This is a genomic window from Pseudomonas sp. HLT2-19-2 (assembly GCF_054898005.1).
Map to the genome: position 1 here is coordinate 2,483,904 of NZ_CM142712.1, position 24,439 is coordinate 2,508,342.

Here is a 24,439-nt window from a genome sequence, read left to right on the forward strand (position 1 = left end):
CTAGGCACACGCTGATTGCTGAATGGCGCGTTGTGAGGGTAGACGAAACGCAGCGAATATGAGTTCCTGCGTCGTTGGCCTGCTTTGCCGTTAGTGGCGGGATTGAAGCGTGTAATGCCCCAATCCCGCCATTACTATTTTTTGCCACGCGACAAAGGAGGGGTGCGAGGCGGGATCAATCGTTTTGTCCCAATCGACTCGAACGCCGACGCCAAGCGCAGCAGCGTCGAATCGTCATAGGCACGACCGGCAAAGGTCAGCCCGACGGGCATGCCGATGTCCGGCATGATGCCCATTGGCACAGTGACTGTGGGAACGCCGAGGTGCCGGATAGCGAGATTGCCGTTGGCGACCCATACGCCGTTACTCCACGCTATATCCGCAGACTTCGGGTCGACATCGGCATTCGCCGGCCCAACGTCGGCCACCGTCGGGAATATCACCGCATCGAGCCCCAGCCGATCCATCCAGTCTTCAAGATCGATGCGACGCGTCTTTTCAAGTCCGCGCAGCCCGTCAGGCAACGTGGTGATCTGGTCCCACGGTGTGATGCCGCGCTCGGCCATCTTCACGTACTCGTCCATGCCAGCGGCAAGGTCGTCCTCCCGGTTGGGGAGCGTCCCTGGGTCGTGCGGGAAAATCAGCGGTCCATCGACATCGGCCAGACGGTTCAATTTGGGATCGCCATTGGCCCGCAGAAAATCATCGAACGCCCAGGCCGACAGGTCCCACAGCTCATGATGAAGGAACTCTTGGGACACCAGGCCCCGCGTAAACACCGTCGGCGCACCGGGACGATCACCTTCGCAATTGGAGACCAACGGGAAATCGACTTCGACCACTTCCGCACCCGCAGCTTCGAGTGCCTGGCGAGCGGCTTCCCAGAGCCCGATCACGCAAGGACGGGTGATGATTTGCTGCCCCGTCGGACCACCGATGCCAGGCGCATCGCTCGTACCGGCATCCGGATCCGAGTTGATGTACATGCGGGGAACGCCAAATCGCTTTCCGGCGAGCGCATCAGTATTCGCGGCAAGCGACGCATAAGAGGCGGGACGTACCGAGGCGACACTCGGAATCGGCACCCAGGGTTGCATCCGCCACAGGTCGCCCCGTGTGTCGGGATCATCCGCCACCACCACGTCGAGCACCTCGAGGAGGTCGGCCATGGTTCTGGCATACGGCACGACAACGTCCATCGTCGGCGTCAACGGCCAGTTGCCGCGCACCGAGATCACCCCGCGCGAAGGCGTATAGGCACACAGACCATTGTTCGATGCAGGACCGCGTCCGCTCGACCAGGTTTCTTCCGCGAGGCCGAATGCCGCGAAACTGGCGGCGGTGGCAGTACCGGCGCCGTTTGATGAGCCCGAGGCGAAAGGAGCGGTGAGATACTCCCCGTTGTACGGGCTTTCCGCACGTCCGTAGACGCCACGTTGCATGCCGCCATTTGCCATGGGTGGCATATTGGTCTTGCCCAGGCAGATCGCGCCAGCGGCTCGAAGCCGCTCGATCGTGAACGCATCGCGATAAGCAATCAGGTTCGCGAACGCGGGACTTCCCGAGGCGGCGGTGAGCCCCTTGACCAGATAACTGTCCTTGGCCGTGTAGGGAATGCCATCGAGCGGACCCAGCGTTTCGCCCTTGGCCCGCCGGGCATCGGACGCCTGCGCCTCGTTGAGCGCCTCGGTGTTTCGAACCACCACCGCGTTGAGGGCGGTGGACGTGTCGGGTCCATCGAAGGCATCGATCCTGGCGAGGTAGGCCTGGACAAGCTCAACCGCAGTGGTTCGCCCAGATTCGAGCGCGGCACGCAGTTCGGCAATGGAAACCTCGGTGACCTCGATCATGCTGTTACCACCGGCGGCTGATGGGGGAGGGGGTGAATGTTTCCATCTCGCTGGGTTTTGGGCTCAGGGGCATCACTTATCTCAAAATGGGTATTCATCGGTGTTCTCGTTGCGCGGCTTTATGCGTTCTATTTAACACCAAGCAGGGGTCATCAGGCTTTGCTGGCCGCCAGGTAAGCGCCAAGGCGTTGTCCCATTTGCTCGCCCAAGGCTTGCAGGCCACTCAAGGGACGGACCATCACCTCAAACTCAATGATTTTTCCTTGCTCGTTGAAGCGGATCATGTCGATGCCCTTCAGCTCTTTTCCGCCGACGTTGGCGCTGAACTCCAGGACGACGTTCAACCCGTCGGCCGTCGACAGCTCCCGGTGGTAGACAAAATCCTCAAATACCTCGATGACCGTGTTGAGAATCATCGATACCACGGCCGCTCCCGGGTAAGGCGTGTGAGCCATCGGCGAGCGGAATATCGCCTGTGGGTCCAACAAATGGGGCAAGGCGCTCAAGTCACGCTTGCTGATCATATCGTGCCACTGGTTCAAGGATTCTACGGCGTTGGGGTGCAGTTTCAGTTCAGACATTTTCAACTCCTGTATTTTTGTTGTTTTGCAAACGCTTCAGTGTTGTTCATGCAGTGTTTCACGCTCCAGCGACGCACAACTCCCCGGTGGCGCGTATCAGTGCCTGCCTCTACCTGGCGTTGGCGATGACTTGCGTTTCCCGGGCACTGTCCTGGATCGGTTTGCCACTGTCCTACTTGGTCAGCGCCACAAGATCACCCATGCTCAGGCGCTCGTTCAACGTCACCAGCAGCGGTTGCAAGCTATCGGGCACCGGGGAGGGCGCGCTGGCTTGTGCGCTGCAGACAAGTAAACCGAGGATTGCGCAGGTCAGCAGTTGCGGTAAGCGTGAGGAACGGAGCATCGGCAAACCTCATTGGGTACGGGACTCACAATCAAGTGTTATGTATCACAGGTGTGGCAGAGGCATTAAGTGGGGAATGATTTATTTTGTTCACGAAAAAGCCCGGCTTGTCAGGCCGGGCTTTTCGTTGAGTACTGCGGTAAAGCTATTCATTTATGCAGTGCGGTAGTTGATCAGAGGATGGCAATTTTGTCCGGTGAGCGCAGATTTCCAGTGGCGGTGATTGTGTGTCACACCGCGCATCCAACCACTCAAATCATTTACTTGGCTCGCAGGGTCTGCTCGATGATTTCGACAAATGCCTTGACCAGCGGGCTGCGCTCGCGTTTGCGCGTCAATACCAGCAAGGGTGCGGTGGCCCCGGGTTCGGCCAAGGGCCGATAGGTCACGCCGCGCTTGACCAAGGTCTGGGTGCACTGGGGCACTACGGCGACGCCACGGCCTGCGGCGACCAGGGCGATGATCGAGGTGATCTGCTTGCCCTTCGGCGCGGGCAGGGGTGTCAGCGCCTGGCGCCGATATAGCGCCTCGATGATCTCGTTCAATCCGGAACCGTAGTCGGTCGGGAAGGCGATCAACGGGTAGGCGCTCAGCTCGGCGAGTGTCACCTGTTCTTGCCGGGCGAGCGGGCTGTCACTGGCAATGGCCGCGACCAGCGGCTCGTTGTCCAGGCAGATGGCTTGAATCTCGGCATCTTCGGCGGGGGGCTGCATACGACTCATGCCGATATCCAGACGTCCCTCGATGAGCTGCGACCATTGGGTGCTGGACGCGCCTTCTTCCACGGTCAGTTGCACATCCGGATACGCCGAGCAGAAGGCCTGAATGGTCTGACTGAAGATGTCCGACAGCGCAATCGAACTGGCGTAGCCCACCGCCAGATGACCAGCGGAACCCGCCGCCAGCTTGCTGATAATGCTCGCCGTCAGATCGACTTGCTCCAGCACCGCCTTGGCGTAGGGCAGAAAATAACGGCCCTCGGAGGTGAGCGTGACGTTGCGGGTGCTGCGATCGAACAGGCGAAAGCTCAGTTGCGACTCCAGTGCCGAAATCTGCCGCGTCAGTGGCGGCTGGGCGATGTGCAGGCGTGCCGCGGCACGGCCAAAGTGCAACTCGTCGCTGACGATCAGGAAGTAGCGCAAGCGGCGGAGGTCAATCATCGTCATCCTTGAGGTATCAATCGGTCAGAAATAGGTATTGGATCCTTTCGACGGCCTATCTTATAAAGTTGTTTAAAAATATTACAATTAATCTTGGGAATCATTGCGTGAGTTGTCCTCGAGTTGCCTTGTTTCTGGCTGGGTGCGCCGCTTTTATCAACCTTTATGCCACTCAAGGTCTGCTCAACGAGTTGGCCGCGGCGTTTCACATTTCCGCCAGGCAAGCGAGCTGGAGCATCACCGTCACCACCCTGGCCGTGGCAATCACCGCCCCCTTTGTCGGCCGGTTGACTGCGCGGGGCGAGCAGCACCGGGTCGTCGCCGTGGCCGCGATATTGCTGTCACTGCCTGCGGTGATGGCGGCCTGCTCGGGCAGTTTTAGCGAGCTGCTGCTCTGGCGAGCGGTGCAAGGCACGCTGATTCCGGTGGTGTTTGCCACCAGCGTTGCCTACATCGGCGTGCGCTGGAGCGGCGGGGACGTGACGGAAATGACCAGCCTGTATATCGCCGGCACGATTCTGGGCGGCTTTAGCGGACGCTTTTTGACCGGCCTGGTGACCGAGTTCGATGATTGGCGCCTGGCGCTGACAGTGCTGGCCGGCTTGAACCTGATCATCGGTCTGGGGATTTTCCTGCTTTTACCGCGCAACCTTCGGTCACCCGTACAAACGCCTGCCGATCGCCAGGCAATGCACAGCGAGTTGCTAAGCAGGCCGTTGCTGGCCACCTACGCCGTGGGTTTCTGCGTGCTGTTCGCTCAGGTCGCGACGTTTACCTATGTCGGATTACACCTGAGTCGGGCGCCGTTTGCGCTGGGCACCGCTGCGCTCGGTTCGATTTATGCGGTGTTCCTGCTGGCACTGGTGGTGGTGCCGATCGCAGGGCGCATGAGCAAGGCCCGGCCTCGCAGTGAATTGGTGAGGGTGGCGGTATGGCTGGGCGTCAGCGGCTCGGTGCTGACCCTGTGGCCATCGTTGTGGCTGATCGTTGTCGGTCTGGCATTCAGTTGCACCGGCGTATTCCTCGCCCAGTCCGCGGCCAATGCCTTTATCACCGCCCATGCCCGGCAAAACAAGGCCGGCGCCGTAGGCGTGTATCTGACCTGCTACTACCTGGGCGGCAGCTTCGGCGCCTTTGTGCCTGGCGTGCTGTGGGAGCAATGGGGCTGGCCTGGCTGTATCGCGTTGATCGCGGTTTTCCAGTTGCTGCCGCTGCTGATCGTGCGGGGTGGTTGGAAGTACTCCCCATTGCCGTCATCGCCGCTCCCGCGCCCGCGCCCGTGAATGTGCCTGAAATCATCATCCAACAAGGAAAAAAGTGAGATGACCTTGAGTAACCTGCTGACGCTGCAAAGCCAGTTGTTGAACGTGATAAAGCCGGTGCTGGAGCTGATGCCGGCCGGGGTTCTGAAGCAAGCATTGGTGGATGCGTTTCGCAGCCAGGAATCGGAACTGCTGGACATCGAAAGTACGTTCCAGACGCTCACCTCGCGCCGCCATGCTGCGCCGCAGTTGCGCAAATTCTTTGGCAGTTGGTCGAAAACCAACAACTCGGCCGCCAGTGTGTCCGGCCTGGCCAACCGCATCACGCTGCTGGCGCGCTCCGAGCAGTGGGGCGAAGCGGCGCAACGGCTCTACCGGGTCTGCGGCAGTCTGCAACGGATCACCGACGAGGACCTCGGCGCACTGAGCAACACGCTGCATTCCGAGCTTTTTTACAACATGGCAACGCCGATCTGCGGTGACGATCAGTGGCTGCTGAAAGACAACTGCCTGCCGTCGGCTCAGGCTTTCAAGGACTGGACGGACGCGCGACGCCTGCGTGACCGCGACCTGTTGCAGGGGCTGTTGGTCACCCTGGTTCACGAGGTCTACACCCACGGTGAAGTGGAGTTCATTCATCCGCTGTTCAAGCAATGGTTCGAACGCGACATGGGCGTGCCGCCCGCGAAGGTACGGGCCACTGTCGCCTGGGTCACCGTGCACACCGGCGGCACCGAAAGCAATCACTTCGCCCACGCGGTTACAGGGGTCGAGGAGTTCGTCGATGTCATGGGCATCGCGGTGGTCAAGTCTGCCGCCCAGGAAATCTTCGTCCAATACCTGCAGCGCAAGGCTGCAGTGATGCGTGAGTGCGGCCAATACCTGGACTGACAGACAACGACCTGAACAGCGCTTGGGAAAGTATCAATAACGACGGAATCGGTATTGGCCTGTACTTCAGGTTTTTATCAAGATACTGAAGCTCCGGATCCGGCGTGGATTTGATGTGCCTGGGGGTGGAGATTTACAAACTATGGAAGATTGCAAGGAAAGCCGTATGCAGCTCATTGTTTTTTGCCCACCGAAAATTCTTCTCCAGCACTCTGCCGCGAGCTGGTCTGCCGCGCTTGGCCAGAGAGGCATGCTGTTGAGCTGCGCCTCGCGATCTCAAGAGATTGCGGCGCATCTGGGCCATACCGTCCGCTTCCAGCTCTTCGACAACTTTAACGACAGCGCGCTGGTCGAGATCGATGTCTATGAGCTTGCACGGGAGCTCCATGCGCCGCTGTGTGTGGCGCTGGCCGAGATCGATGTGCTGCGGGTGGCGCGCATCAATGATCGGCTCGGGATTACGCTGGGTGCCGAGGATCGCGCCTCGTTTTACCGGGACAAGTTCCTGATGAAGCAACGCGCCAGGGACTGCGGGTTTGCCATCGCCGAAATGGCATCCATCAGCAATGCCACGGAAGCGGTTCGTTTCAGCGAGCGCTTCGGTTTCCCTGTGGTCATCAAGCCTCGCGATGGCCGCGGCTCGAACGGCGTGGAGGTACTCGACGACGCGCAGCAGCTGCGGGAATGGCTGGGCGGGCGCACTTCAAGCACGTTCCACAACCTGATGATCGAGAGCTATGTGCGTGGCAGCCATTACATCGTCAATGGTCTGTACATCGATGGCCGTCCGATCCTGGTTTCACCGGTTCGGGTCATGACCTCGGCGCTGGATTTCCTCGGCGGCAAATCACATGACCTGCACATGCTCGACGCCGACAACCCGATGCGCGACAGGCTGGTTCGCTATGCGCGTTCGCTGGTCGAAGAGGTGCTGCCATCCGACCCTACCATGCTGTTTCATCTTGAACTTTTCGTGGATGAAAATGACGAGATCGTCCTCTGCGAAATCGCCTCGCGGTTGGGCGGGGTGTTCTTCAACCAGGAGCTGACCCACGCCTGGGGCATTGATCCGCGGATGAGCTTCCTGCGTGCGCTGCATGATCCGTTCTACCGCCCTGAGCCAATGGCCGCGCCGCTGCGGATGGTCGGGCATATCAGCATCCCGCCGCGGGTCGGTCTGCTGCGCGACGTTCCGCAAACCTGCCCGCTCAACGGTGTCCTGGAGTACCGAATTTCCGCCAGGAAGATGACCTCCTATGGCGGCATGGAATTCACCAACTCGGAAATCCTCAACGCCATCGTGGCAGGTCAGGATGAGGCCGAGTTGCGCAACATGCTGCATCAGGTCGAAGCCTGGTTCCACGAGAGTTGCGACTGGTCGGGCAGCGAAATCGCCGCCGCGACATAGACCTTATCGCACAACCTTTCGACATTAATTGAGCTGACCTTCCTGAGCTGGACGGAATCGTCACGCCCGCAGAAAAGTGGATATCCAATGAAGACTGTGTTCGAAAGCCTTATCCCGATTCCCGTCGCGGCGCTGGGCGCATGGCTCGGTTACATGACCGGGCTTGCGCTTGGTGAGCTGATCGGCGCGATCTGCCTGGTCACTGCGCTCAGCAAAATGGGTGTGCGCATGCGCATGCCGTATCCGTTCGTGGCTACCGTGCAGTTGCTGCTAGGGGTCAGTGTCGGCTCCTTCGTCACCGCCTCGATGATGCACGAGCTGACGGATTTCAGCATTCTGGTCGGTCTGCTCATCTGCATGACCACGCAAATTTTCGTCGGCTATAACTGGCTGCGGCGCATGGAGCGCTGGGGGCATGTAGAAAGCCTGCTCGGGTCCATTCCCGGCGCAATGGCGGCGGTGATGACGGTCTCGGGAGAGGAGGGCCCGGCCTCCGGGCGCATCGCGTTCGTGCACATTGTCCGTTTGCTCGCGCTGTTGCTGGTGGTGACGATCATTGCCGGTGGGCACGCCGAAAGCGCGGCGCCGGTGCTGGGCTCGTTTGATGATTACCTGGGCGTGATCCCTCCGGCGATCGCGGCTGTGGTCGCCGGTTACCTGCTGGAGCGCTTCGATGTTCCCGCGCCTTACATGTTGACCGGGCTGGTTTGCTCCGCCGCGGTCAACGTCGGTTTTCCTCAAGTCCATCTGCATGTTCCCGATCCGCTGGCGATCGTTGCGCTGATCCTGCTCGGCGGTCTGATCGGCATTCGCCTAAAGGACATCACGCTCAAGGATTTCGTGCGCTACATCCGCGCCGGTCTAGTGGTTACTGCCCTGACGTTCTGCACGACACTACTGGTTGCCTTCGCGTTCAGCAAGCTGACCGGCAAGCCGTTCCTTTCGCTGTTCATGTCGTGGGTTCCTGGTGGTGTTGAGGTGATGACCGCAGCGGCTTTGCTACTCAAGCTCGATCCTGCCTTCGTGATGCTCAATCACGTGGTGCGGATGTCGATCATCCATATTTCGCCGGCGTTCCTGCCCAAACGGCTACTGCAGGAAAACCCGCAGCCTGAACAGTAATTGCTGCAAAAAACTCGAATGACAAGGATCTGATCTCGATGAGTATTGCTATTCACGACCCAACGCTGCGCGACGGAAATCATGCTGTCTCCCATTCGCTGAGCCTGGAGGATATCGCCTCCTACTGCCAGGCTGTCGATGGCTGCGGCCTCAGCGTTGTAGAAGTCGGCCACGGAAATGGCCTGGGTGCGTCCTCCCTGCAACTCGGACTTGCGCGCTACAAAGACAGCGAGATGCTCGAAACAGCGCGAGCCAACCTGACGCATTCCAGGCTTGGCATCCACATGATTCCCGGGTTTGCCAGGCTGAGCGACATCGATACCGCACTGCAGATCGGCGTCGACGTGCTGCGCATCGCGTCCCATTGCACCGAGGCCAGCCTGACCGAGAGCTACATCGAACATGCGCGGGCCAAGGGCGGGTACGTCCAGGGCGTGCTGATGATGACCCACATGGCCAGTCCCGAGACGCTGCTCGAAGAAGCATTGAAGCAGCAGCGCTATGGCGCCAATGCCCTGGTTCTGATGGATTCGGCGGGGCACTTTGACCCGGACAGCACCCGCGAAAAGATCGGCCTGCTGGTCAGGGAGCTCGCCATTCCCGTGGGTTTCCATGGCCACAACAATCTTGGACTGGCGATCGCCAACTCGTTGGCTGCCGCCCAGGCCGGGGCGACCATCATTGACGGCTGCATGCGCGGATTCGGCGCGGGTGCCGGCAATACCCAGCTGGAGGTGCTGTGCGCGGTGCTCGAGCGCTACAAGTTCGAGACAGGGGTTAGGGTCTTTGATCTTTGCCGCGCCGTCGAGAGCCTTGAGGACTTCACGCCGGTCAGGACTCCCACGGTGGTGAAGACTGCCAATCTTATCAGCGGCCTCTACGGCGTTTGCAGCGGGTTCGAGAAGCACGTCACGCGCGCGGCGGCGGAATTTCGCGTCGAGCCGCGAAAAATCTATGAAGAGCTTGCGCGATGCAACGCCGTGGCCGGCCAGGAAGACCTGATCATCTCGGTGGCCAGCCGCCTTTCTCAACCCGTCGTCGCCTGACTCTGGAACTGAAAAAATGACTTTGAAAACCGCCATCATTGGCAGTGGCAATATCGGCTGCGACATCCTGTGCAAGGTGCTCGTCCATCCGGATCTGGATTGCACGCTGGTTGCCGGTCGCTCCCTGCACTCATCCGGCCTTGCGTTCGCCCGCGAGCGCGGGGTCGCCACCACCGCGGACGGCATCGACGGTCTGTTTGCCCGGATCAACGAATTTGATCTGGTGTTCGATGCCACCTCGGCGGCCGACCATGAAGCCCACGCACCGCGCCTGATCGAGGCCGGGAAAGCGATCATCAACCTGACCCCGGCCTCTCTGGGCGCATTGTGCGTGCCGTCCCTCAACGGCGTGGAGCTGATCAAGGCGAGCAATATCAACATGATCACCTGTGGTGGCCAGGCTTCTATCCCGCTTGCGGCCGCGATCGCCCGGGCTAATCCGAGCGTGCGCTACATCGAAGTGGTGTCCTCGATCAGCGCTGAAAGCGCCGGCCCGGCCACTCGGCGAAACCTGAGCAACTACATCACTACCACCGAGAATGCGTTAAGCCACTTCACCGGCTGCAAGGACGTCAAGGCGATCCTCAACATCAATCCGGCCAAGCCGAACGTCTTTATGCAGACCGCGATTTCGGCGCTGATCGAGACGGTTGATCTGGCCGCCACCCGCCGTGAAGTGGAACGTGCCGTGAGCCAGGTGCAGTCTGCCGTGCCTGGGTATCAGGTGATCGTCAATCTGCATTACAGCGAGGGACGCTTGTTCACCATGGTGCGCGTTGAAGGGGCAGGGGACTTTCTCGATCCAAGCGCCGGCAACCTCGACATCATCACTGCGACCGCAACCCACATGGCCGCGCTCATGGCCCGAGGCCGCGTGACCGAACGCGCAGCCTGACTCAGCGTAACGGAGAGACTTTTATGCCTACTCTTTCGCCAGATCTCGAATTTGCACGGTTTTGCCCGATCCTGGGTGTCGTTCAGAAGGTCAGGGAAACGCTGCATCCAGTGATCGATCTCGGTGTCGGTGTGCCGGGTTTTCTTCCGGCGCCGCATATCGTCGAGGCGGCCGTCAAGGCTGCCTGCGAACACACCGGCGGGTATGGCTCGAGCCGCGGAGATGAAGCGCTGCTGGCGGCGTATCTGGGTTACCTGCACGGACAGGGGTTCACCCACTATCGCGAGCAGAATCTGGTGGCCGGCCTCGGCGCCAAGCACCTGTTGTTCAGCGTGCTACGCGCGATCATCCGCCCCGGCGACGAGATCCTCGTGTCCACCCCTTGCTGGCCAACCTATTTCGACATTGCCGATCTGGTCGGAGCGGGCGTGGTCAACGTCACCTGCTCGGCGCAAACCGATTTCAAGATGACGGCGCAAGCCCTTGATGATGCCTTGTCCGACAAGGTGCGGGTGGTCATGCTGAACTCTCCGGGCAACCCTACCGGCGCCGTGTATTCCTCCGGGGAACTCGCGGCGTTGGCAGAGGTGCTGCGTAAAAAGGATGTCTGGATAATTTCTGATGACGTCTATCAGCGATTCGTCTACGACATGGATCGCTGCCCCAGTCTGCTTTCGGTCGCCCCGGATCTGAGCGACCGCATCATCAAGATCGACAGCGTATCCAAGCTCTATGGGATGCCGGGCTGGCGGGTCGGCCTGTTGGCGGCCAATGAACGGATTGCCTCGGCAGTCACCACGCTCAATTCTAACTCGATCTCGAACATCCCACCGATCCCGGCGGCAGCGGCAGCGGCGGCCTTCAGCGGTGACCAGGCGTTCTCCTACGCAGCAAGAGAACGCTTGCACAGCCAGCGCCAGGCATTGCTCACCGACTTGCAGGGGGCGCCAGACCTGAGGTTCTGCCAACCAGCGGGGGCGTTTTATCTGTTCATGGATATCAGCCAGACCCTGGGCAAATCCCTGCATGGCAGATTGATCGCCGATGACGAGGCATTTTGCGCCTTGCTGCTGGAGGAATACGGCGTTGCGCTGATTCCCGGCAGCTTTTTTGGCGCACCGGGTCATGCGCGATTGTCGTACTCCGGTGATGCCGAGCAGGTCAGGTCCGGGGCCGCGCGCTTGAGAGAGTTCCTGTCCGCCATCTCGTGATTACCGGTCTGGCATGGGCGAGGTTTGGCGACGCTGAAGTGATCTGATTCGGCTAACCGCGAGCTGCTCTGCGTTCTTCTGGAGCGGGAGTGGCTGGTCACATCACGTCTGCTGCCGGGCTGAAGCACACGTAAGGGAAGCGGTTTTATATAAGGAAGTACTTTGATGAAAAATCCCTTTGCAATCGTCGGCTGCGGCGCGACGGCTATCGCATTCCTGCAACGACACCTGGATCGCGTCGCTGCATACAACGCACCGGCCGGGACCATTTACCTCTTCGAAAAACGCGAAGACTTCGGGTGCGGCGCGGCTTATGAGGCTGATCTGCAGAGCAACATCCTCAATACCAAGACCGGTTTCATTACGCCCTATCCGCATCTCCCTGGTCATTTCCAGCGCTGGCTGGAGGACCATCCCGGGGCATGGCGGCATACCTTTCCCGAGTTTCGTCCGACCCCGGAGAGCTTTGCTCCGCGGGCCTTGTTCGGCGTTTACCTGCAGGACCAGATCAAAAAGATCGTATTGCGTGGCGCCTCGCTCGGCTGCCAATTGGTGCTGATGAATGCCGAGGTCTGCGCTATCAATCTGATTGACGGAATGGAGACCGTACGGACGCGATGCGGACTGAGTATCGCCGCGCATAAGGTCTTGCTGTTCTGCGGACCGTTGGCCAAGAAAATTGATCCCGACAAGCACGACGAGCGCGTCGTGGCGACACCCTATCCGGTTGCGCGCCTGCTGAAGACAATTTCCCCGGACGAGCGGGTGGCCGTAATCGGTGCGCGGTTGAGCGCCATCGACACGGTGATCGCGCTGATTGAAGGCGGGCATCGCGAGTTGATTCGCATGCATTCGCGCAGCGGCTATTTCCCCGTGGTTCGCGGAACCCAAGAGCGCGTCGAGCTCAAGCACCTCACCCGCGAGGGTGTTCGCGCGCTGGTCGCGCAAAACGGGCCGATGCAGATCAGTGATCTGGTCGCACTGTTTCGCAAGGAACTGGCCGCCCACGACCCGGCCTCGGCAAGTGCCGTGATCCCACTGCCAGCACCGCCGGCCGACGTCATCAGCTTCATCGAGAACGAGATCAATGTCTCGCAAGCTCCGCGTATCTGGCAGGCCATCCTCTACGCAACCAACGGCTTTATCGAACACCTTTGGCAAGCGCTGGACGACACTGCACAAGCCAGGTTCATGAGCGAGTATTTCAGCTTCTTCATGGCTTACCGCGTCTCCATCCCGGCGGAAAACGCGCGCAAGATCCTCGGTTACCTGCGAAGCGGCCAGCTGGAGTTCGTCCCCGGTGCGTTCGCCGCGCCCGAGCCAGTTGATGTGCCGGAACTGAGCATTCGCGGGGTTGGCTGGGAGCATGTCTATGATCGGGTGATCTACGCAACTGGCTTTCCTCGAGATGCGAACCACATTGAGTCGACCTTGCTGGGCTCGCTGATCAAGAGCGGCACGGCCACCTGTCATCCGATGGGTGGCATCTGCGTCGACTCGGATACCTACCGCATTCAGGGCCGGATGGGCTCGGCACGCCAGATTTATGCGGTCGGCGAGCTAACGGCGGGGCAGTTTTTCTTTACCTCTGCGCTGGAAATCAACGGGCGACACGCCTTCTGTTGTGCGGACGCGATGCAATGGCGCGAAGAAACGCACAGGGTTGAGCGCGTGGAAGAGCATGTCTGAAAAATAGGGCCGCGCCAGTCGTGAGCTTGGCCACGACTGCCGCGCTGGCCTTGATGCATACCCTCAGAGAAACATCCCACGGGTCTCGAATCCCAGTTCTGTATACAGACGAGCCGCCCGTGCATTGAATGCCCACACGGTGAGCTTCAGGTCGTTGGCGCCATTTTCGAACCCGTCGTATAAGCTCGCGCCCGCTACCGTTGACCCAGAACTGCTCGTTTACGCAAACTGACCCAATCCGCACCGAATCGATGGGCTGCATCAGACGGCCGCTGCTGGATGACAGGCCGGCAGGGATGAATTCCACTGGTTTGTGGGCTACTGCCGCGATAAAGGCAACCTGACCGGGTTGTTCAAAAAACTTCATCCAGTGCGGAAGGTCACGAGAAAAATTCGGCAGTTGCAGGGGCGTAGATTTCGGGGCAGGCAGCGTTGTGCAACGCATTCAGCAGTTGACCCAACTCGAAAATGGCCAGGGTACCCTCGGCAGTCGCCCTGCGGTGAGTAACGGTTTCATCCATGACGCGTCAGCCTCCTCGAAAGCGGTTCCCGCACAAAAACGTTTTGTCTCACATCGGGTGGGCTACTCCAGTGAATCTATCGGCGCAAACCAATCTTTGGCCAAGCATGCCGTCGAGGTCATAGGTGCTGACGAAATCTTCGGTGTAGAGGCCGTCGATTCAACGCCGTACACCGTTCCCATCAACAACACAGCCATTTCGAGAGACCTGCCGGCGCGTTGAGGCGGATACGGAAGTATTGGTTGGCGGCGATGTAGATGAAATGCCAGAGCCGATCTGGTCGTGACCAACCCCAAGCGCGCGGGCTTTTAACGACCGGCGGTGATTCATCCGTGCTTGGGTGTTATATAGGGTTAACGCCTTACATTTTTATTTCATCGAGTGCTTCACATTGGCTTCTGGTTGTACGCGATCGACCATCGGCAGGACGAGTACAGGGGGCTTTCCCATGTTGAACTAGGAGTCGACTATTAAGTCGGGAGTTCAGCTGCACTTCTATGACGAGGATCCCACCATGCGCAAGTACACCCTGGAATACCTGTTCAACGGCGAGCCCCGCACGCACATGTTCGAATTCAAGCAGCCTCAACTGCCCGTACATGAGGCGGCGATGCACCTGCTACAGCTGCATTTTGGGGATGGAGAGAACAGCCTGATCATGCCCACTGCGGACGCGACGCCGGAGGAGATTTTAGAGCAGGCTGAGCTGGTAGGGCTGACGCAGATTAAGGTCGTCGATCAACCCAGTTGAAGCTGTACCACTCGGCGTATAGAGTTTTTGTGACTTGATGCCTATTGAGGTCAGGGCGGCCATCATCCCACCACACGGGGCCTCGCTCCCCGAGCGCTACCTTGGCCATTTGAACGTTTGCCCTGGCCAGACGCCTTGTATTTCGTAACCCGCCCCGACACCTTTGAGAAAGCCGTTAGCATCAAACGAATGCGTCAGTGACGTGTTCAGCAGTGAAGTCTAAACAAGGCCGATAAACGACAAAATAACGAGGACGATCACAACTGCCCCGACGATGTAGATAATGTTGTTCATGAAAGCTACCTCTCTATCTGAATAGGATTTCGACACCAAGGTGTCTAATACAAACGACACCTTCGCACGCAATTCCGTTCCACAAATCAGTCTCAAAAGCGGCGTCATCGCAGCAAAATCCCTTATTTGTGATTTTTTAAACATTCTCTCGTCACCGCTTCATGCACATCGCTGTTTTTGGTGTAACGTTAGGGGAACGATCACATAGAGATTGCCCATGTCTAAGCTCGCAGAATTTCGTCAGCTTGAAAAACACTTGGCAGAACAGCTCCAAGCGCTCGAAACCATGAAAGGTGATACTGGCCTCAAGCAGGAAATAGAATTCGAAAAGAAGCTTCGTGATCTGCTTGCTAAATATGGCTACAGCTTGAAAGATGTGATTAGCCTTCTTGATCAACAGGCCGGTCGTCGCGCACCAGCGACCCCGTCGAAGAGCAGCTCTCGCAAGCCTCGCCAGACGAAGGTCTATAAAAATCCTGAGTCCGGCGAGGTAGTTGAAACCAAGGGTGGCAACCACAAAACACTGAAAGAGTGGAAAGCGAAATACGGTTCGGACACGGTAGAGTCATGGCTCACCAAGTGATATTGGTTTGAGTGCGAAGGGCCCTCAGGGCTAATGCCAGTCAGTTAAGCTGACTGGCTTTTTTCTTTCTGATCGGACACTTCGGGGATTTGAGCCTGATAGCCCGGGGATAAACGCGCTCTTCCCGCCGATGAGGCACGGCTGCGCAGCGGGCAGAGATTGAGTGGTTGAACTAGCTGCCATGGAAACCAATCTCACACTTGAATGAACGCCAATACGGTTCATGCATTCATAGTTCAACCGGAAGGCTTGCGTTGGCAGATCTGCGGCGCGCCAATATACCGATGCCAATCGCCAATGCCGTCACGAGGGCTGCCCCCACTGTGAAGCTGACGATAGCTCCGCGATCAAAGGCTATGCGCGCTGCTGCCGTCATGCGTGCGGCGGCATCGGGCGGAAGTGAACCGGCAGCAATCAGCGCCTGGTCAATGCTGTCCCATGCCAATACCGGGACGGACAAATCCGATGGTGGTGCAAAGGAGGCGGTATAGATCGCAGCCATAAGACTGCCCAATACGGCCACACCAAGCGTTGCTCCCAGCTCGAATGATACCTCCTGGATGGAGCCAGCCATACCAGCGCGATCCACTGGCACGCTGACCATAATCGCGCTAGAGGCAGCTGACATGGCTCCGCCCGCCCCAAAACCAAATAGAGCCAGCGCTGCAGCCTGCCAGATGATAGAAACGCCACCCGACAAGGTAAACAAACCAAGCCCAATTCCGGTCACTCCGAGCATAACTGCTAGCATGCGTTCCACCCCTACCTGCATTAGTACGGAGCCTATAGCGGGGCCAGACAGGAACGAGGCGATGGCGATTGGCAGCAGGTACAGTCCCGCCTGTAAAGGCGTATAGCCGTGTGAAAGCTGTAGTTGCTGGGTAATTACGAAATCGGTGCCCATAATAGCAAGGCTGCTGAACAGCGCTGCCATGCTGCCTGCAGCGAAGCGCGTATTGCGAAACAGCGAAAAATCCAACATTGGTGAGGGAAGACTCTTCTGTCGCCTCAGAAACAACCATGCGAACAACCCGCCGACAATAGTTGCCGTGAGGGTATGTACGGCATCGCCGTCCGGCCTAATCGACTCCTTCAGCCCATAGATGAGCCCCACTAAGGCGAACGTAATTAGTACGGAAGTCCACAAATCCCAATGGCGCGTGGAGTTTCCTCCAAGGTTGGGGACGTAACGACCGGCCAGAGCCAGTGTGACCAGCACCACAGGCACATTGATCAGGAATACTGCCCCCCACCAAAAGTGCTCCAACAATGCCCCTCCAATCAGCGGGCCGATTGCCACGGCGCTAGAGGCCGTGGCTCCCCATATGCCAAGTGCGACAGCGCTTTCGCGCTCCTCCTTAAAGGTTAGCCGCAGAAGAGCGATAGTAGCGGGCAGCATCATTGCTGCGCCCACGGCAAGCAGCACGCGGGTTGTGATGAGTAGTTCGGCGCTTGGCGCGAAGGCGGCGGCCAGTGAGGCGATGCCGAACGCGACCAGTCCCCACATGAAGACGCGGCGGTGGCCGATGCGATCGCCCAGTGAACCAAAGCCGGGCAGCAGCCCCGCCACAACCAGAGAATAGGTATTTACTATCCACAATTTTTGAGAACTGGTCGCGCCGAGGTCATGTGCAATACTCGGCAGGGCCGTGTGCAGTACAGTTACGTCAATGCTGACTAAGAACAGTGCGCTAGAGACTATTACGAGAACGATCCATCGAGAGGTCATTAAACACCAAACAGCTATTAAAAAAATTCTAAGTATTTAGGATTAAATATTCTAAAATTAAATGGATGAAAATTTCGGCCATTATACTGGGCGGATGTAGGAGCTGAGTGCAACAATGTTATTGGATTGTAAACGTCCGAACGTAAGCGTCCAAGCTACACTGACTTGCAACTCAAATCTTAATCCGTTTAAATCACTGGCTCACGCTCGCACTCCAATGCCGCTGGATCAAAAAAATCTCCATGCCATTCAACCCTCGCGTCATGCTCTGGATGATCGGGGTTGGCCATCGCTTCTAGAAACTCCTCATAGCCAAGTTCGCCACCTACGTCTTCCGGTGGGCAAGCATTGGCGCCGTCGATGCAATACGGAACCTGAGGTCAGGCAATAGCAGGTAGCATTTTTTCGACCTTGATACGGTGATGCCAAGTCACCAAAGTCATAAAGATAATTAAATGTCCGCTTTCCGTTCAGCGCCTTGATCAGTGTTTTGCGGGCTTCCGGGTTCACCGTCGGCCCCCAGACTTTCTTGGCAACCACATGGCTATGGTAGTTCGCCCATCCCCGTAAAATCGGATTGAGCAACCCTAACAAATTCACCTGTTTGGCCGTCTTGTTGGTCTTGATCACTTCTCGGAGTTTGGCAGGGTGCGCCCTGATGTTCGCTTTCGATGGCTTGATCAGGAGCTTGCCGTTGTACTTACGCAAATTCCATCCGAGGAAGTCGACCCCGTCCCTGATGTGCGTTATTTTGGTTTTTTCCGGGGAGAGGATCAGTCCACGCTCTGCCAGGAATTGAGCCACAGCAGGTCTGACCTCATTCTCCAGCCACTCTTTCGAACACCCAGTGATGATGAAGTCATTTGCATAAGGCACCACGCGCATTTTTCGGGCTGTCCACTTTGCATTTGGAAATTTCCGGCGTGGCTGGGGAATAATTCGTTCTGGTAGACGTAACCCGTCTTGAGCCATTTCCGCAAAATCGGCTTATCCATAGGGATGTTGGCGATCATCCAGTCATGGCTGATATTTCGAAACAGCCTTGAATGTCGCCCTCTAAAACCCACTCTGCGTTTGCTTTTCGTGATAGCACACCAAAACATAGTGCTGCGGCCCCCCCCCGAATGATGCGAATGAAGAGGGGATGTTCAAATGGTTGGTGGCAGTTTTCTGATGGGAAAACGAATTCAGGGCGAGATTGCAGCAAAGGCTTACCGGGTGATCGTAGATAAACATTAGCGCGATACGCCCCGAAAGCTCTCCCATTGCACTCACCGTGAACTGGTTGCGCTGCTCGGTGAAGCTCATTACGTGCGTTATGACGAAACCACAGCGTCACGCCTATTGGCGTTGGCTCACAACTCAACAACGGATACGCCGGGGAGGTAGGCAACATCGTGGAGGCGAGTACCGACCGCTAGGAGTTTGAGAAACGCCTTTCTGCCTTCAAAGGGATTGGCCCCAAGACCGTCGAAATTTTTATGCGGGAGGTAGGGAAAGTGATTTTTTTAGCGACCGAACGTTTGAATTGAATGTGCGGTCTGGATCGCGGTGAGCGATTCCCGCCAGTCGCGAGAGGCCGAAAACAACCCTGTAGTACGCAGCTATGATCTCGGTACTCCAGGCACGTCCATGTTTATCTTGCGCCAAACGGCTTCGGACAAGCTGTAAACCGCAAAGGCGATCAGCCCCAAGGACATCACCATCAAAATCACACCTCCGGCCGGTAAGTTCTGGAGGGCATCGAGGGCGTCCTTCATGCCCGGTGGATCCATGGTCTTGTAATTCGAGCCGCTTATTATCAGCAGCAGGGCGATCTCGATAAAGACGACTCCACGGGCTATAAGACCGAACCGAGACACCGGCCGTACATATCGCATAACGTCCTCGTCGGCTTCAAAATATTTTTCGAACGACGACTTCCAGCCTTTGATGATGTGAGCGATGCCAACACCGAGTGGTATGAGTGCGACTAGGTACACCAATACATTTGAGTGTTCCCAGGACAAGAGATACGCCAATAAATCTTTTGTTTGTTCCCCTCCGGAGTTGCCCGAGCTTCTGATGCCGCCAATGAGTAGGCCCGATGCAAAAAATGCTAGCGCGCCGTTGACTACGCCTCCCGCTAACAAACCTGCACGAATCACCAGGCCCTTGAGTTTTTTACCGTGGTGATCAACGTCCCGCGTTGCTTGCAACACTCGCCAACAGGCGAAGGCGAGCAGGCCAGCCACCACTAGTCCGACTAAAACATAACCGAATGGCTGGCTTAACAATGCCTCCAGGCTTTTGTGACTATCCTTCGGTTTTGTCGAATCTAGAGCCGCCAGCAGAGCGAAGATACCAATGATGAGATAAAGAACGCCTCGAGCGGCATAACCACCCCGTGCGAGTACAACAAGGCTCTCTTGCGCGGACATAGAATTTAATTCCACAGAGGTAATACAGAAGCAGACCTATCTTGTCAGGAGGGGTTCGATTAAAGATAGGCTTTGATCCGGTCGGTGCATGAGGGGTGAGCAGGTCAAGACCTAACTATTCGTAGCCCTGCCCCCTGTTTTTTTGGCTATCGCAGGCTTCAGCGCAACAAAAGGCCTGCCGCTCGGGCTCGCAAAGCCATCACAAGATTCGCTGGCATTTTTTTAATTTCGTCAGGCCAGAGCGCCAGGTGCCCACGAAATTCTTTCGATTCATCATCGTATTTTGAAATGTCAGCGAGCACAAAGCTGTATCGACTGAGGTAGGCCGCAGACAAATCATCTGCCAAAGCCCTGGCAGGCTCTCCGGCTAACGCCAGACACCATTGCGCGATTTCAATTATTTGTTCACTTGGTGCTCGCGGTGTTACACCAAGTATGAAATTCAGGATGTATCTGTTATAGAGCAGAGCGCCTTGCTCGGGTGCATCCGTAGGATTTCCCGGACAATGTCGTCGTTCCCAAGGAAGGATGTACACCATTTTGTCCATCATAGTCTGAAGAACATAATCCGACGGCTTCACCAATCGATGCATAATCTTCTCCTGAAAAAAAACACGGTCAAACTATGGTAGCTCATCCGTAGAAGCCAATAGCCTCTATGAGGAAAACATACCGGGATGTGTACCAGGCTCGATGAATCTCGATTGCTTCGGCCATAGCGCTGCCAGGTTTCAAGAGACCCGGCACGACCGTCAGGCGACCTGCAGTCCTCGCAGTAGTCCAGGTTGTCGCTATCATTGAAAAGAGAGACCCGCATTCAACGACTCATGTCCACCGCTAAGCGTGTGCGCCACTTCCTCATTGGCAGACTGCGCAGAACCGGGCTTATGGAATGGGAATAGAATTTGCTCTTCTGAATAGTGGCTTATTGCCCTAGACTTAGCCTGTTTTGTTGTTGCAAGCGAAGTCCGAAACCTTGCAAACGTTGAAAAGCGTTACCACTCCAAAGGCTGAGATTTTAGCCGGAGCGCAATAGTTGGTGAGATCTGGCACGCAAGCAGCATGATAAGACAGGTACGAGACGCTATGGGGAGTAGGGATCCGAAAGGCTACTATGCCATTCTCAGGGTAGATAGCGACGCTGATGGCGCGTTTATCAAAGCCGCCTATCGTCGTCGGGCAATGGAACTACATCCTGATCGGAACGCGTCAGCAGGCGCGACCAGCCAATTTCAGCACCTCAATGAAGCTTACGCCGTACTCTGCGAACCAGAGTCTCGAGCCGAATATGACACGATGTCGGTCGAGGCAGCCAAGAAGGTCTGCGCCGAACCTTTCGAGGCGCCCGAGCCAATCGTCTGCTCATGTTGCGGCAAAGTCTCTGCCCAGCCTCGTTACGTGATTTTCTTAAAAGCCAAGAGCTTCCTGGTTTTCACGGTACGCTCAATGATCCAAGGGGTTTTTTGTAGCCCTTGTGCCGAAAAAAAGGCACTTCAGGCCACCGCGATTACCTGGGCCTTGGGGTGGTGGGGTTTTCCGTGGGGCCCGATTTATTCCGTCCAGGCCCTATGGGTCAATATGCTCGGAGGCAAGCGACCGGTGTTGCCTAACGCGCGATTGGCTGCCCATCAGGCCCGTTTTTTCGCCGCCACAGGCCGCCCCGATATGGCGCGCGCAGTTGCCTTGGATGCGCTTAGCTTGGCGCAAAAAATTCCTCGCAGGAAAAAGTCCGACGGTCGTTACGTTGATGACGAAGGGGCCAAGTTACGCGCACACATTGAAGCGTTTTTAGACGCGCTCGGCGGCAGTAGTGTCCGCCTTAGGAACGCGTGGAAACTCACGCAGCGTCGGTTTTTTGTGCAAGTAGGGGTAGTCGCTGTAATTGCCGCTGGCATCTCCTCTGTGGTACTGAATGCGCAGCCGAACACTTATGCTCCGCCGCGAAACCCTAAGCCATACGTGGCTGAAGCTGCGGCGAATGTCGACCACGGCAAGCAGACTTTAACTGCCGGGATACCTTCTCCGAATGCGGCTGGGACGAGCTCAACGCGCCAGCCTGTGGCTCAGGGGAACTCGACGATCGCCGGCACTCCGGTTGTCAAACAAGCCTGGGTCAGGCCACCGAAAGCACCAAACGGGCAACCTTGGCCGAAGTTGGCCTCTTATTTGAAAGGGTTCCCTCAAGCCAACTCTAAAGGGCGTTCGACCGTCACCATCGACAACGGACAGAACAATTCGGATGTCTTTGTAAAGCTAGTGTCCCTAAACGGAAATCACGCCAAGCCGGCCCGCTTCGTGTTCATTCCTGCACACGGACGTTTTACGGTCAAAGCAGTCACACCTGGTGGTTATGATGTGCGCTATAGAGATCTAGTTTCCGGCCATCTGTCGCGCTCCGAACAGTTCACGCTTGAAGAAAAAAAGACTTCTCAAGGTACGCGCTACAGTGACCTCACGCTGAAGCTGTATAAAGCCAAAAACGGCAATATGACCACCTATAGTCTTGCCGAAGATGAATTCTGATTATCGGGTGGCTGAACGAGCCCCATAAAAGACAGGACACCGCGATTCAATCGTCGGCTGTAGTGCATCGCTCATCATTCCATTGGAACTCCCCATAACGCCGCTCCGTCATCTGGAATGAGGGGGGCTGCGGGTACTTCGTGGCGAACCCTGATACCGCTTTTTTCATTCAGAAGGCGAGGGACAAACATGAATACTTCAGACAGCACCACTGGGAGTCAGCCAGATAAACCCAACTCCGGTGGGCCAGAGCAGAACTTTGAACAATTGAAAGAAAACGTGACTGAGGTGCTTGGCGGCGCAAGGCAGCAAGCTGATGCGCAGTTTGGCCAATATCGAGATACGGCAGCAGACCAGATTGAGGCATTGGCCAAAGGAGCGAAATCAGTCGTATCTGAACTTGAAAGCAAGGACACGCTCGGCATGTCCGACTACCTCGCGGACATGGCGGAGTCCATGAGCGGCTTAGCCGGGAGTCTACGGGGAAAGAGTGCCGAACAATTGCTTCATGACGGGGCTGATCTTGCTCGTAACAACCCGGCGTTGTTCATCGCCGGCAGTATTGCGTTGGGCTTTGGCCTGTCGCGCTTTCTAAAGGCCGGTAGCTCGCCTGCGGCGACATTCACTGATACCAGCGACCCGGCAGCAGGCAACTCAATGCCTCCTGCAGGCGGTTTCGGCGCGCAAAGACCCTATGAAACTTCAGTTCCGTCACACGCCGATCAAGGCCCGGGCCTGGCCACTGGCATCACGCCAGCCTCGCCGAATGAGCAAGACCATCCTTCGGACTTCGCAACGAACTCGACACCTGGGTCAACAACCTTCAAAGGAGCACTGTGATGAACAGAGAAGATTCAGATTTTTCGGGCTCAAGACCAGTGCCCGTGCCTGATCCCGACGCCTCTGTTGTCGGTCTGATACGGCAGCTATCCCGCGAAGTGCCTGCGCTGTTCACCAAGGAACTCGCTTTGGCCAAAGCTGAGCTTCAGGCCAGCCTCACGACGCTCAAGGCCGGTATTACCGGTGTCGCGGGCGGTGCGATTGTGCTGCTGGCGGGGTTCATCATCTTGTTGATGTCCGCCGTCTACGGCCTGAGCATCATCATGGCGCCTTGGCTGGCAGCGCTGATTGTCGGTGTCGTGGTGATGATCGTTGGGTTCGCCATGCTGCAGTCAGGGAAAAAACAATTCGATCCGTCCCACTTCAAGCCTGATCGCACGCTGGATGCCTTGAACAAAGACCAGGAAGCGCTGCGGAGGAAAGTCTCATGAAAAGTGAATTCGAAACAGAGTCGCAGAAAAGCCCTGAAGCCATCGAGCGTGAAATCGACGCGCAGCGGGCGAGCATCGGCAACATCGTTGATGCATTGGAAAGCAAATTTACGCCAGGACAGGTGTTCGATCAGGCGTTGTCTTTCATGCAGAGTAATGGCACGACGTTCCTGACCAACCTGGGCACCAGCGTTCGTAATAACCCCGTTCCCGCTGTACTGACGTCGGTCGGGTTGCTGTGGTTGATGATGAGTCAGAATCGTCCACCGACCCCACGCCCTGGATATCAAGTGGGCCCCGATCAGAACAGGGTTGGCGAGTGGGCCGATGGCCTTGCTGATGGCATCGATAGTGCGCGTGATCATTTGCACCAGACTGCGGACACGCTTAAAGAGGGCTACCAGACCGTCAAAGGCAAAGCGGCAAACCTGGGTGACAACTTGGGGGCTGCCACCGAAAACATCAGCCATGCCGTTCATGACGCCAGCGACCGTTTGGTGCGTAGTACCCAAGTGATGAGCAATCAATTCAGCCATTTACTTAAGGAGCAGCCGCTGATGGTAGCCGCTGCGGGGATCGCGTTAGGGGCGATGTTGGGGGCAGCCTTGCCTTCGACAGCCACAGAGCAACGCTACCTGGGCAAGACCAGCGCAGGCCTGGCCGACAAGGTAAAACAGCAGGCACGGGAGGGATTTGAAGCGGTGCGCGATACGGTGACCAAAACGACTGATCATTCGGACGTGGACGTGAAGCCGGAAGGGGAGAACCGCACAGCATCCGATACGTCCGCTGATCTTTCTCGAGGATTGGGAACGTCATAAAGGGTTGGATGAAAGGCGGGAGGTTCAATACTGACCTCCCGCTGTTCACTGGGGCGTGACTGCAGTCG

The 24,439-nt window shown here is 57.3% G+C and carries 22 protein-coding genes and 3 pseudogenes; 15 read left to right on the forward strand and 10 right to left on the reverse strand.

Annotated elements, in window-relative coordinates; genetic code table 11:
• Positions 1–134: 134 nt before the first annotated feature.
• The 4 genes and pseudogenes from ACYZTU_RS11565 to ACYZTU_RS11580 form a co-directional block, all read right to left on the reverse strand.
• Positions 135–1,850 carry an amidase gene (locus tag ACYZTU_RS11565; RefSeq protein WP_461970230.1) on the reverse strand — a complete coding sequence of 572 codons (1,716 nt, stop codon included), beginning with the start codon at positions 1,848–1,850 and terminating at the stop codon, positions 135–137.
• Between the two features lie 152 nt (positions 1,851–2,002).
• Positions 2,003–2,431 carry a nuclear transport factor 2 family protein gene (locus ACYZTU_RS11570; RefSeq protein ID WP_461970232.1) on the reverse strand — a complete coding sequence of 143 codons (429 nt, stop codon included), beginning with the start codon at positions 2,429–2,431 and terminating at the stop codon, positions 2,003–2,005.
• Positions 2,432–2,543: 112 nt separating this feature from the next.
• A pseudogene (locus tag ACYZTU_RS11575) lies at positions 2,544–2,774 on the reverse strand (chorismate mutase family protein); the annotation flags it as partial.
• 260 nt (positions 2,775–3,034) lie between these two features.
• On the reverse strand, positions 3,035–3,934 hold the full coding sequence (locus ACYZTU_RS11580; RefSeq protein ID WP_461970234.1) for a LysR family transcriptional regulator: 900 nt from the start codon (positions 3,932–3,934) through the stop codon (positions 3,035–3,037).
• A 107-nt stretch (positions 3,935–4,041) separates the two neighbouring features.
• On the opposite strand from ACYZTU_RS11580, the gene ACYZTU_RS11585 reads away from it, so the two are divergent.
• The 8 genes from ACYZTU_RS11585 to ACYZTU_RS11620 all read left to right on the forward strand — a co-directional run bounded on the left by ACYZTU_RS11585 (position 4,042) and on the right by ACYZTU_RS11620 (position 13,458).
• Complete coding sequence (locus tag ACYZTU_RS11585; protein ID WP_461970236.1) at positions 4,042–5,217, forward strand: MFS transporter; 1,176 nt, start codon at positions 4,042–4,044, stop codon at positions 5,215–5,217.
• A 45-nt stretch (positions 5,218–5,262) separates the two neighbouring features.
• On the forward strand, positions 5,263–6,087 hold the full coding sequence (locus tag ACYZTU_RS11590; RefSeq protein WP_461971009.1) for a hypothetical protein: 825 nt from the start codon (positions 5,263–5,265) through the stop codon (positions 6,085–6,087).
• 166 nt (positions 6,088–6,253) lie between these two features.
• The gene (locus ACYZTU_RS11595) at positions 6,254–7,495 is read left to right on the forward strand and encodes an ATP-grasp domain-containing protein (RefSeq protein WP_461970238.1); all 1,242 of its coding nucleotides are present in this window, start codon (positions 6,254–6,256) and stop codon (positions 7,493–7,495) included.
• 87 nt (positions 7,496–7,582) lie between these two features.
• Positions 7,583–8,617, forward strand: a complete 1,035-nt coding sequence (locus ACYZTU_RS11600) for an AbrB family transcriptional regulator (RefSeq protein ID WP_461970240.1) — start codon at positions 7,583–7,585, stop codon at positions 8,615–8,617.
• A 38-nt stretch (positions 8,618–8,655) separates the two neighbouring features.
• Positions 8,656–9,663: a 4-hydroxy-2-oxovalerate aldolase gene (dmpG, locus tag ACYZTU_RS11605; RefSeq protein WP_461970242.1), complete on the forward strand. Its 1,008-nt coding sequence runs from the start codon at positions 8,656–8,658 to the stop codon at positions 9,661–9,663.
• A 16-nt stretch (positions 9,664–9,679) separates the two neighbouring features.
• Positions 9,680–10,558, forward strand: coding sequence for an acetaldehyde dehydrogenase (acetylating) (locus ACYZTU_RS11610; protein ID WP_461970244.1), 879 nt, complete (start codon positions 9,680–9,682; stop codon positions 10,556–10,558).
• A 23-nt stretch (positions 10,559–10,581) separates the two neighbouring features.
• Positions 10,582–11,769 carry an aminotransferase class I/II-fold pyridoxal phosphate-dependent enzyme gene (locus tag ACYZTU_RS11615; RefSeq protein WP_461970246.1) on the forward strand — a complete coding sequence of 396 codons (1,188 nt, stop codon included), beginning with the start codon at positions 10,582–10,584 and terminating at the stop codon, positions 11,767–11,769.
• A gap of 165 nt (positions 11,770–11,934) precedes the next feature.
• Positions 11,935–13,458, forward strand: a complete 1,524-nt coding sequence (locus ACYZTU_RS11620) for an FAD/NAD(P)-binding protein (protein ID WP_461971011.1) — start codon at positions 11,935–11,937, stop codon at positions 13,456–13,458.
• 380 nt (positions 13,459–13,838) lie between these two features.
• Here ACYZTU_RS11620 and ACYZTU_RS11625 read toward each other — a convergent pair whose 3' ends face one another.
• The gene (locus tag ACYZTU_RS11625; protein ID WP_461970248.1) at positions 13,839–13,979 is read right to left on the reverse strand and encodes a hypothetical protein; all 141 of its coding nucleotides are present in this window, start codon (positions 13,977–13,979) and stop codon (positions 13,839–13,841) included.
• Positions 13,980–14,493: 514 nt separating this feature from the next.
• Between ACYZTU_RS11625 and ACYZTU_RS11630 the strand changes: the two genes are divergently transcribed.
• Positions 14,494–14,730: a hypothetical protein gene (locus tag ACYZTU_RS11630; protein ID WP_461970250.1), complete on the forward strand. Its 237-nt coding sequence runs from the start codon at positions 14,494–14,496 to the stop codon at positions 14,728–14,730.
• Positions 14,731–15,241: 511 nt separating this feature from the next.
• Positions 15,242–15,607 (forward strand): histone-like nucleoid-structuring protein, MvaT/MvaU family, encoded by a 366-nt coding sequence (locus tag ACYZTU_RS11635; RefSeq protein WP_461970251.1) that lies wholly within the window; start codon positions 15,242–15,244, stop codon positions 15,605–15,607.
• Between the two features lie 229 nt (positions 15,608–15,836).
• On the opposite strand, the gene ACYZTU_RS11640 is transcribed toward ACYZTU_RS11635, so the two are convergent.
• Both ACYZTU_RS11640 and ACYZTU_RS11645 read right to left on the reverse strand, forming a co-directional pair.
• Positions 15,837–17,336 (reverse strand): MFS transporter, encoded by a 1,500-nt coding sequence (locus ACYZTU_RS11640; protein WP_461970253.1) that lies wholly within the window; start codon positions 17,334–17,336, stop codon positions 15,837–15,839.
• Between the two features lie 188 nt (positions 17,337–17,524).
• Positions 17,525–18,308, reverse strand: a pseudogene (locus tag ACYZTU_RS11645) (IS1096 element passenger TnpR family protein).
• Positions 18,309–18,480: 172 nt separating this feature from the next.
• Between ACYZTU_RS11645 and ACYZTU_RS11650 the strand changes: the two are divergent.
• Positions 18,481–18,868, forward strand: a pseudogene (locus ACYZTU_RS11650) (HhH-GDP family DNA glycosylase).
• 72 nt (positions 18,869–18,940) lie between these two features.
• Here the strand turns inward: ACYZTU_RS11650 and ACYZTU_RS11655 are convergent.
• The 3 genes from ACYZTU_RS11655 to ACYZTU_RS11665 form a co-directional block, all read right to left on the reverse strand.
• A complete protein-coding gene (locus tag ACYZTU_RS11655) occupies positions 18,941–19,756 on the reverse strand; it encodes a DUF1206 domain-containing protein (RefSeq protein WP_461970254.1) in 816 nt (271 codons plus the stop codon).
• Positions 19,757–19,914: 158 nt separating this feature from the next.
• A complete protein-coding gene (locus ACYZTU_RS11660; protein ID WP_461970256.1) occupies positions 19,915–20,349 on the reverse strand; it encodes a hypothetical protein in 435 nt (144 codons plus the stop codon).
• On the reverse strand, positions 20,334–20,573 hold the full coding sequence (locus ACYZTU_RS11665) for a DUF7693 family protein (RefSeq protein ID WP_461970258.1): 240 nt from the start codon (positions 20,571–20,573) through the stop codon (positions 20,334–20,336). The genes ACYZTU_RS11660 and ACYZTU_RS11665 overlap by 16 nt, the downstream gene beginning before the upstream one ends.
• Positions 20,574–20,842: 269 nt before the next feature.
• On the opposite strand from ACYZTU_RS11665, the gene ACYZTU_RS11670 reads away from it, so the two are divergent.
• From ACYZTU_RS11670 to ACYZTU_RS11685, 4 genes are all read left to right on the forward strand, one after another.
• Positions 20,843–22,279, forward strand: a complete 1,437-nt coding sequence (locus ACYZTU_RS11670) for a J domain-containing protein (protein WP_461970260.1) — start codon at positions 20,843–20,845, stop codon at positions 22,277–22,279.
• A 189-nt stretch (positions 22,280–22,468) separates the two neighbouring features.
• Positions 22,469–23,119, forward strand: coding sequence for a hypothetical protein (locus tag ACYZTU_RS11675; RefSeq protein ID WP_461970262.1), 651 nt, complete (start codon positions 22,469–22,471; stop codon positions 23,117–23,119).
• Positions 23,119–23,550, forward strand: a complete 432-nt coding sequence (locus ACYZTU_RS11680; RefSeq protein WP_461970264.1) for a phage holin family protein — start codon at positions 23,119–23,121, stop codon at positions 23,548–23,550. Before ACYZTU_RS11675 ends, ACYZTU_RS11680 begins: the two co-directional genes overlap by 1 nt.
• Positions 23,547–24,371: a DUF3618 domain-containing protein gene (locus ACYZTU_RS11685; protein ID WP_461970266.1), complete on the forward strand. Its 825-nt coding sequence runs from the start codon at positions 23,547–23,549 to the stop codon at positions 24,369–24,371. Before ACYZTU_RS11680 ends, ACYZTU_RS11685 begins: the two co-directional genes overlap by 4 nt.
• Positions 24,372–24,439 lie beyond the last annotated feature (68 nt).

Excerpts from the sequence above, each read along its gene's own strand:
- ACYZTU_RS11565 (WP_461970230.1), bottom strand. The coding sequence starts at position 1,850 with ATGATCGAGGTCACCGAGGTTTCCATTGCCGAACTGCGTGCCGCGCTC.
- ACYZTU_RS11570 (WP_461970232.1), bottom strand. The coding sequence starts at position 2,431 with ATGTCTGAACTGAAACTGCACCCCAACGCCGTAGAATCCTTGAACCAG.
- ACYZTU_RS11580 (WP_461970234.1), bottom strand. The coding sequence starts at position 3,934 with ATGATTGACCTCCGCCGCTTGCGCTACTTCCTGATCGTCAGCGACGAG.
- ACYZTU_RS11595 (WP_461970238.1), top strand. The coding sequence starts at position 6,254 with ATGCAGCTCATTGTTTTTTGCCCACCGAAAATTCTTCTCCAGCACTCT.
- ACYZTU_RS11600 (WP_461970240.1), top strand. The coding sequence starts at position 7,583 with ATGAAGACTGTGTTCGAAAGCCTTATCCCGATTCCCGTCGCGGCGCTG.
- dmpG (WP_461970242.1), top strand. The coding sequence starts at position 8,656 with ATGAGTATTGCTATTCACGACCCAACGCTGCGCGACGGAAATCATGCT.
- ACYZTU_RS11610 (WP_461970244.1), top strand. The coding sequence starts at position 9,680 with ATGACTTTGAAAACCGCCATCATTGGCAGTGGCAATATCGGCTGCGAC.
- ACYZTU_RS11615 (WP_461970246.1), top strand. The coding sequence starts at position 10,582 with ATGCCTACTCTTTCGCCAGATCTCGAATTTGCACGGTTTTGCCCGATC.
- ACYZTU_RS11620 (WP_461971011.1), top strand. The coding sequence starts at position 11,935 with ATGAAAAATCCCTTTGCAATCGTCGGCTGCGGCGCGACGGCTATCGCA.
- ACYZTU_RS11625 (WP_461970248.1), bottom strand. The coding sequence starts at position 13,979 with ATGGATGAAACCGTTACTCACCGCAGGGCGACTGCCGAGGGTACCCTG.
- ACYZTU_RS11630 (WP_461970250.1), top strand. The coding sequence starts at position 14,494 with ATGCGCAAGTACACCCTGGAATACCTGTTCAACGGCGAGCCCCGCACG.
- ACYZTU_RS11635 (WP_461970251.1), top strand. The coding sequence starts at position 15,242 with ATGTCTAAGCTCGCAGAATTTCGTCAGCTTGAAAAACACTTGGCAGAA.
- ACYZTU_RS11640 (WP_461970253.1), bottom strand. The coding sequence starts at position 17,336 with ATGACCTCTCGATGGATCGTTCTCGTAATAGTCTCTAGCGCACTGTTC.
- ACYZTU_RS11655 (WP_461970254.1), bottom strand. The coding sequence starts at position 19,756 with ATGTCCGCGCAAGAGAGCCTTGTTGTACTCGCACGGGGTGGTTATGCC.
- ACYZTU_RS11660 (WP_461970256.1), bottom strand. The coding sequence starts at position 20,349 with ATGCATCGATTGGTGAAGCCGTCGGATTATGTTCTTCAGACTATGATG.
- ACYZTU_RS11665 (WP_461970258.1), bottom strand. The coding sequence starts at position 20,573 with ATGCGGGTCTCTCTTTTCAATGATAGCGACAACCTGGACTACTGCGAG.
- ACYZTU_RS11670 (WP_461970260.1), top strand. The coding sequence starts at position 20,843 with ATGGGGAGTAGGGATCCGAAAGGCTACTATGCCATTCTCAGGGTAGAT.
- ACYZTU_RS11675 (WP_461970262.1), top strand. The coding sequence starts at position 22,469 with ATGAATACTTCAGACAGCACCACTGGGAGTCAGCCAGATAAACCCAAC.
- ACYZTU_RS11680 (WP_461970264.1), top strand. The coding sequence starts at position 23,119 with ATGAACAGAGAAGATTCAGATTTTTCGGGCTCAAGACCAGTGCCCGTG.
- ACYZTU_RS11685 (WP_461970266.1), top strand. The coding sequence starts at position 23,547 with ATGAAAAGTGAATTCGAAACAGAGTCGCAGAAAAGCCCTGAAGCCATC.